At 72.0% G+C, this 7751-nt stretch carries 5 protein-coding genes; 4 read left to right on the forward strand and 1 reads right to left on the reverse strand.

Annotation, left to right across the window (positions count from 1 at the left end; all coding sequences use genetic code 11):
- A partial coding sequence (valS, locus tag PROKR_RS25440) for a valine--tRNA ligase (RefSeq protein WP_036969271.1) occupies positions 1–2490 on the reverse strand: 2490 nt, incomplete at its 3' end.
- 289 nt (positions 2491–2779) lie between these two features.
- Between valS and PROKR_RS25445 the strand changes: the two genes are divergently transcribed.
- The 4 genes from PROKR_RS25445 to PROKR_RS25460 form a co-directional block, all read left to right on the forward strand.
- Entirely contained in the window at positions 2780–3748 is a 969-nt protein-coding gene (locus tag PROKR_RS25445; protein ID WP_036969273.1) for an ABC transporter permease, read from the forward strand.
- On the forward strand, positions 3745–4752 hold the full coding sequence (locus PROKR_RS25450; RefSeq protein ID WP_036969274.1) for an ABC transporter permease: 1008 nt from the start codon (positions 3745–3747) through the stop codon (positions 4750–4752). The genes PROKR_RS25445 and PROKR_RS25450 overlap by 4 nt, the downstream gene beginning before the upstream one ends.
- An 89-nt stretch (positions 4753–4841) precedes the next feature.
- Entirely contained in the window at positions 4842–6548 is a 1707-nt protein-coding gene (locus tag PROKR_RS25455; protein ID WP_036969275.1) for an ABC transporter substrate-binding protein, read from the forward strand.
- Positions 6545–7751: ATP-binding cassette domain-containing protein (locus PROKR_RS25460; protein ID WP_051433358.1), on the forward strand; the 1207-nt coding region annotated here is incomplete at its 3' end. The genes PROKR_RS25455 and PROKR_RS25460, both read left to right, overlap by 4 nt.

Consider the following 7751-nt stretch of genomic DNA (forward strand, 5'->3'; position numbering starts at 1 on the left):
GAGATCGGCCGGGTCGGCGTCGCCACCGGCCGTGCGCAGCGGCGCCGCGACGGGCCACGGCGCGCGGTGCACCGAACCCTCGCGCCACCAGGACCAGACCTCCTCCGTGGCGAACGGGAGGTAGGGCGCCAGCAGGCGCAGCATCGTGTCCAGCGCGATGGCCAGGGCGGTCCGGGCCGAGGTGGTCTCCGGGGAGACCTCGTCGGCGTCGGCGCCCGCACCGTACGCGCGGTCCTTGACGAGCTCGAGGTAGTCGTCGCAGAACGTCCAGAAGTACGTCTCGGTGGCCTCGAGCGCGCGCGTGTGGTCGTAGGCCTCTAGCGCGGCCGTGGCCTGCTCGACCACACCGGCCAGGCCCGCGAGCATGGACCGGTCCAGGGAAACCGTGACCGCGGCCGGGTCCAGCGCGATCTCGCTGCCCGCGCCGCCGCCGAACGACAGCGCGAACTTCGAGGCGTTGAGGACCTTGATCGCCAGGCGGCGACCGATCTTCATCTGGCCCACCTCGAACGCCGCGTCGGTGCCCAGGCGCGCCGAGGCCGCCCAGTACCGCACCGCGTCGGAGCCGTGCTCCTCGAGCAGGCCCATCGGCGTCACGACGTTGCCCTTGGACTTGGACATCTTCTTGCGGTCCGGGTCGAGGATCCAGCCGCTGATGGTCGCGTTCTTCCAAGGCAGCACCTTGTTCTCCAGGTGCGAGCGCACCACGGTGGAGAACAGCCACGTGCGGATGATGTCCTGGCCCTGGGGGCGCAGGTCCATCGGGTACACGCGCTCGAACAGGTCGTTGTCCCGCTCCCAGCCGGACACGATCTGCGGGGTCAGGGACGAGGTGGCCCAGGTGTCCATGACGTCCGCGTCACCCACGAAGCCGCCGGCCTGACCGCGCTGCTCCTCCGTGTAGCCGGCGGGCGCCTGCGACGTCGGGTCGACGGGCAGGATGTCCTCGGCCGGGACGATCGGGTTGGCGTAGTCCACCTCGCCCGACGCGTCGATCGGGTACCAGAGCGGGATCGCGACGCCGAAGAAGCGCTGCCGGCTGACCAGCCAGTCGCCGTTCAGGCCGTTGACCCAGTTCTGGTACCGCACCCGCATGAAGTCAGGGTGGAAGTCGAGCTCCTTGCCCCGGGCCAGCAGCTCCTCGCGGAGCTCCTGGTCGCGGCCGCCGTTCCGGATGTACCACTGGCGCGATGTCACGATCTCGAGGGGCTTGTCGCCCTTCTCGAAGAAGTTCGCCTTGCGCTGCGTGGCGACCGGCTCGGTCGGCATGTCGCCCGACGCGGTCAGCGCGTCGACGATCGCCTTGCGGGCGCTGAAGGTCGTCTTGCCCGCGACCTCGGCCTCGAAGAGCTCGGCGCCCGGACCGCCCGCGAGCCACTGCGGCACCTCGCGGGTGATGCGGCCGTCGCGGTTGATGATCGAGCGCGTGGGCAGCTGCAGCTCGCGCCACCACTGCACGTCCGTCAGGTCGCCGAACGTGCAGCACATCGCGATGCCGGCGCCCTTGTCGGGCTCCGCCAGGTGATGCGCAAGCACGGGGACCTCGACGCCGAACAGCGGGGAGGTCACCGTCGTGCCGAACAGGTGCTGGTAGCGCTCGTCGTCCGGGTGCGCGATCAGCGCGACCACCGCGGGGATCAGCTCCGGGCGGGTGGTCTCGATGTAGACGGGCTCGCCGTCGGCCTGGTGGAAGGCGACGCGGTGGAAGTGGCCGGGGTAGTCGCGGGCCTCCAGCTCGGCCTGGGCGACCGCGGTCTGGAACGTGACGTCCCACAGCCCCGGCGCCTCGGCCTGGTAGGCCTCGCCGCGCTGGAAGTTGCGCACGAAGGCACGCTGCGCGGTGGCACGCGAGGAGTCACCGATGGTCTGGTACGTCTGCGCCCAGTCCACGGAGACGCCCAGGCGGCGCCACAGCTCCTCGAACTCCTTCTCGTCCTCGGCCGTCAGACGCTCGCACAGCTCGACGAAGTTGCGGCGGCTGACCGGCACCTGGTCGGCGGCCTTGACGTTCTTGTCGGTGCCCTCGAACGGCGGCTCGAAGTCGGGGTCGTAGGGCAGCGACAGGTCCACGCGCACGCCGTAGTAGTTCTGCACGCGGCGCTCGGTGGGCAGGCCGTTGTCGTCCCAGCCCATGGGGTAGAAGACCTCGAGGCCGCGCATGCGCTTGTAGCGCGCCACGATGTCGGTGTGCGTGTAGCTGAACACGTGCCCCACGTGCAGGGAGCCCGAGACCGTGGGCGGCGGGGTGTCGATCGAGTAGACCTCGTCGCGGGTCTTGGTGCGGTCGAAGGCGAAGGTCTGCTCGGCCGTCCAGCGCTCGTCGAACTTGGCCTCGAGGCCGTCGGTGCTGACCTTGTCCGGTACCTCCTTGACCACCGCGCGTACGACGTCGGCGCCCGGTACCGCCGCAGCGGCGTGGGTCGGTGTCGTGTCAGGTGCGGGTGTGGTCGCAGCCGGGTCCGTCGGCCCGGTGGAGGCGGGAATGCTCATGCGCACCAGTGTCCCAGATTCGAGCAAGCCGAAGCGCACGGTTTCCACAGGCAGGGACCGTGGTGCGCGCGGGGTGCGCGGGCGAGATGTGCGCCACAGATCGTTCGAGATGGTCGATAGGTGCCAGAGGTATCGACTATGGTTCTGCTCGGCCCGAACAGGGCACACCGGTCAGGGGCGGTCATCCCTGGCCGTCGGACGCAGCCCAGGAGACGAATCGTGCGCATGTCGTGTTGTCGGTGCTCGCAGCACCGCCTTCCCGCCATGTCCCGTCGTCCCTAGGAGTCCCATGTCGCTCGACCGCTCCGCCGAGCCGGTCGCCCCGGCCTCGGCAGCCGTCGTCACCGGCCGTGTACCGCTGTGGCGCCGGCTGGCCCGCGACCGGTTCGCGCTCGTGGGCGCCGTCGTGGTCGTGGCCTACGCGCTGGTGGCGCTGGCCGCGCCCTTGATCACCCGGGCGCTCGGCGTGGATCCCTACACCTACGACCTGGACGCGCTCGGTCCGACCGGGGCGCCTGCCGGGCCGCTGGGCGGCGTCAGCGCCGAGCACTGGTTCGGCGTCGAGCCGCTCACGGGCCGCGACCTGTTCGCGATCGTGGTCATGGGCTCGCGCACCTCGCTGCTGGTCGGGATCGGCGCGACGGTCGTGTCCATGCTGGTCGGGACCGTGCTCGGCCTGGTCGCAGGCTACTTCGGCGGCTGGGTGGACTGGGTCGTCGCCCGCCTGATCGACGTGCTGATCGGGCTGCCCGCACTGGTCTTCATGATCGCCGTCGGCGCCGTCGCGCCCGACTGGTTCCCGCGGCTGCTGCTCCTGGTGCTGGTGATCGGCCTGTTCGGCTGGTCGTCCATCGCACGGGTCGTGCGCGGCCAGACCATGGCACTGCGCGCCTCCGGGTTCGTGCGGGCCTCCCGTGCGCTCGGCGCCTCGCACGCCCACGTGCTGTTCCGCCAGGTGCTGCCCAACCTCGCCTCCACCGTGGTGGTGTTCACGACGATCTCGATCCCGGGCGCCATCGGCGCCGAGGCGGCGCTGTCGTTCCTGGGCGTCGGCGTGCCGCCGCCCACCCCGTCCTGGGGTCGGTCGATCGGCGACGCCGTGACCTGGTTCGCCGTCGACCCCGTGTACCTGTTGTTCCCCGGGCTCGCGCTGTTCGGCGTCACGCTCGCGTTCAACGCGTTCGGCGACGGCCTGCGCGACGCGCTCGACCCGCGCGGAGGTTCCTCCAGGCGCCGGCGGCGCGGAGGTGCGCGATGACGCTTGTCCGGTTCCTCGGCATCCGCCTCGCGACGCTCGCGTTCGTGCTGCTCACCGTCTCGTTCCTCACCTACGCGCTGTTCGTGCTGCTGCCCGCCGACCCGGCCGCGCTCGCGTGCGGCAAGCCGTGCACGCCCGAGCGGCTGGAGACGGCGCGCGCCTTCATGGGCCTGGACGCGCCCGTGGTCCAGCAGTGGTGGGACTTCGTGCGGGGCGTGTTCACGGGCCGCACCTTCGGCTCGGCGGGCGCGACCATCGACTGCCCGCGACCGTGCCTCGGCTACTCCTTCGCGCGGAACACACCGGTCACCGAGCTGGTCGTGGGGCGCTTCGGCGTCACGGCCTCCCTCGCGGTGGGCGCCGCGGTGCTGTGGCTCGTGGTCGGCGTCGGGGCGGGCGCCGTGGCCGCCGTACGCCGCGGTACCCCGCTGGACCGCGGCCTCATGGTGGCGGCCATCACGGGCGTCTCCGCGCCGAGCTACCTGGTGGGCCTGCTCGGGATCCTGCTGTTCGGCTTCACGCTCGACATGGTGCCGGTGTCCGGCTACGTGCCGTTCGCCCAGAGCCCCGTGGACTGGGCGTGGCACCTGGCGCTGCCGTGGGCCGTGCTCGCGCTGCTGTCCGCGGCGGTCTACGCGCGGCTGACCCGCTCGCAGATGCTGGAGGAGCTCGGTGCGCCGTACGTCCGCACGGCGCGCGCCAAGGGGCTGAGGGAGGGCCGGGTCGTGACCCGGCACGCGCTGCGCAACGCGGCGATCCCCGTGGTCACGCTCTTCGCGCTCGATCTCGGCGCCCTGCTCGGCGGCGCCGTCATCACCGAGCGGGTGTTCTCGATGCCCGGGCTCGGCGCGCTGCTCATGGAGGCGGTCGGCAGCACCGACGTGCCGCTGCTCGTGGGCGTCACGGTCTTCACCGCGGCCATCGTGGTGGTCGCGAACCTGGCGGTCGACGTCGTCTACGGCGTGCTCGACCCGCGGGTGCGACGCGGAGGGAGAACCCGATGACCAGGCGATGTCGTCGGTGACCCCCGACCCCGCACCCCGCGGCCCGAGCCGCACCAGACGCGTTCCACCCCAGAGACAAGAAGGACCAGATGACCCACGCACCGCGCACCTCGCGCAGGCCTGCCCGCCGGACGGCGGTCGCCGGCATCGCCGTCGCCACGACGCTCGCGCTGACGGCGTGCAACGCCAACTCGCAGCCCGCCGCGACCTCGAGCGACGCGGCCACCGCCGTCCAGCAGGGCGGTGAGCTGCACATCCTGACCAGCAGCCCCGCCATCAACTGGGACCCGGCCACCAGCCAGAACCTTGCGATCACCACGCTCGGCCTGGTCGAGCGCCGGCTGACCTCGTGGCAGACCAACCCCGACGGCACCACCGAGGTGGTCCCCGACCTCGCGACAGACATCGGCACGCCGTCGGACGACGGGGCGAGCTGGACCTTCACGCTGAAGGACGGCCTGAGGTTCGAGGACGGCACGCCCATCACCTCGGCGGACGTCAAGTACTCGGTGGAGCGCTCGTTCGCCCCGGAGCTCTCGGGCGGCCTGAGCTACCACAAGAACCTGCTGGAGGGGGCCGACGAGTACACCGGGCCGTTCCAGGGCGACGAGCTCGACTCGATCGAGACACCGGACGACAAGACCATCGTGTTCCACCTGGACAGCGCGTACGGCGACTGGCCGTGGATCGTCTCGATGCCGGCGTTCGGCGCCGTGCCCGAGGCGAAGGACGACATCGAGACGTACACGACCACGCCGGTCGCGACCGGTCCGTACCGGGTCGCGGAGACAGTCGAGGGCACCTCGGTGACCCTGGAGCGCAACCCCGAGTGGGACGCCGCCACGGACGAGGCCCGCACCGCCGGCCCGGACACGGTCGTGTTCGAGCTGAGCCAGGACGAGACCGTCGTGGCCCAGCGGCTCATCGCCGACTCGGGCGAGGACGCCTCGGCCTTCGGCGCCACGTTCGTGCCCCCGGCGCAGCTCGCGCAGGTGCAGCAGGGTCCGGCCAAGGACCGGCTGGTCACCTCGGGTCCGGGGGCGCTCGCGTACCTCGCGATCAACACGGAGGCCGACGGCCTGGACGACCTCGACGTCCGTAAGGCGATCAGCCTGGCCGTGGACAAGAACGCGTACCGCGTCGCCTCCGGCGGCGAGATCGCGGGCGACTTCGCCACCACGCTCGTCACGCCCGGCATCCCGGGCCGCGAGGAGTATTCGAACGGCGTGAACGACGTGGCCCCGGAGGGCGACGTCGAGCAGGCCGAGAGACTGCTGGACGGCGCCGGCTGGTCCGGTCGCGAGCTGCGGTTCGTGGTGACCGACGACGCCCCCACGCTCGCCAAGGCGCAGGCGATCCAGCAGGGCCTGGAGCGAGCGGGGCTGAAGGTCAAGATCGTGCCGCAGGCCGACGACGTGTGGACCGAGACGGTCACGCAGGGTGACGGCTCGAAGTACGACCTCACGCTGTCGTCGTGGCAGCCGGACTTCCCGAGCGCGAACGGCAACGTCCAGCCGCTGTTCGACTCCTCGCAGGTGGGTGACGGCGGGTACAACCTGGCCCGGTACGCCAACCCCGAGGCGGACGACCTGATCGAGCGCGCGACCGAGGAGACCGACCTGGACGCGGCCGCGAAGCTGTGGGTCGAGGCCGACCAGCTCATCCTGGGCGACGCCCCGGTGGTCCCGCTGATCTACACGAAGAACTCGTTCCTGCACGGTTCGAAGGTCGAGAACTTCCGGATCCCGGACTTCCCGGCCTACCCGAACTACCTGCAGGTCTCGCTGGCTCCGTGAACAGCGCCCTGATGACCGACGGGCAGCCCCTCCTGCAGGTGGAGGGGCTGTCCGTCGTGTTCGACGACGCCGCGGCGCCCGCCGTCGACGGCGTGTCCTGGGCATTGCGGCCCGGCCGGGTCACGGCGCTGGTTGGCGAGTCCGGCTCGGGCAAGACGGTGTCGGCGATGGCGGTGCTCGGGCTCCTGCCTGAGGCGGCCGTGGTGGCCGGGTCGATCCGGCTCGGTGCTGGTCTTTCCGGCGCTGGTTCTGGTGCTGAGCTGGTCGGAGCTTCGGTCGAGACGTTCCGCGAGGTGCGGGGCGCGGTGCTCTCGCTCGTCTCGCAGGAGCCGATGAGTGCCTGGAACCCCGTGCTGACCGTCGGCGACCAGATCGCCGAGGCGCTGCGGGCGCACCGGCGCGGGCCCGACAGGCCGAACCGGCGTGCGGCCCACGAGCGCGTGCTCGAGCTGCTGCTCGAGGCGGGCCTGCGCGACCCGGAGCGGGTCGCGGCGTCCTACCCGCATCAACTTTCCGGCGGTCAGCTCCAGCGCGCGCTCGTCGCGATGGGGCTCTCCCAGGAGCCGGTCGCGATCATCGCCGACGAGCCGACGACGGCGCTGGACGTCACCGTCCAGGCCGGGATCCTCGACCTGCTGCGCGGGCTGCGCGACGAGCGCGGCACGGCCGTGCTGCTCATCACGCACGACATGGGCGTGGTGGCCGACCTCGCGGACGACGTGGTGGTGATGCGCGACGGCCGGGTCGTCGAGGCGGCTCCGGTGCGCGAGCTGTTCGCGGCGCCGCGCGAGGAGTACACGCGCACCCTGCTCGCGGCCGTGCCGCGGCTGGGGGAGCGCACCCCGCCGGTCGAGCTTGTCGAGGCCTTCTCCTCCGGGAACCGGGTCCCGACAGGCTCGACCGGCGGTGTGGGGTCGAGCGGCGGTGTGGGGTCGACCGGCGGTGCTGGTGCGGGTTCCACCAGCGGGAGCGGCGCCGCCGTGCTGCTCGACGACGTCACCGTGACCTACGGTGGCCGGCACCCCGTGCTCGCTGCCGACGGCGTCACGCTGGAGATCGGGAGCGGCGAGGTGCTGGGCCTGGTGGGGGAGTCGGGCTCGGGCAAGTCGACCCTCGGCCAGGTGGTCGCCGGGCTGCTGCGCCCGACGTCGGGCCGGGCGGTCGTGGACGGCGTCGACCTGGCGCGGGCCTCCCGCCGGCAGC

It is taken from the genome of Promicromonospora kroppenstedtii DSM 19349, assembly GCF_000515355.1.
Lineage (GTDB): Bacteria > Actinomycetota > Actinomycetes > Actinomycetales > Cellulomonadaceae > Promicromonospora > Promicromonospora kroppenstedtii.

Bases quoted from the DNA above. Each gene is read 5' to 3' on its own strand.
- PROKR_RS25445 (WP_036969273.1), top strand. From the start codon at position 2,780: ATGTCGCTCGACCGCTCCGCCGAGCCGGTCGCCCCGGCCTCGGCAGCC.
- PROKR_RS25450 (WP_036969274.1), top strand. From the start codon at position 3,745: ATGACGCTTGTCCGGTTCCTCGGCATCCGCCTCGCGACGCTCGCGTTC.
- PROKR_RS25455 (WP_036969275.1), top strand. From the start codon at position 4,842: ATGACCCACGCACCGCGCACCTCGCGCAGGCCTGCCCGCCGGACGGCG.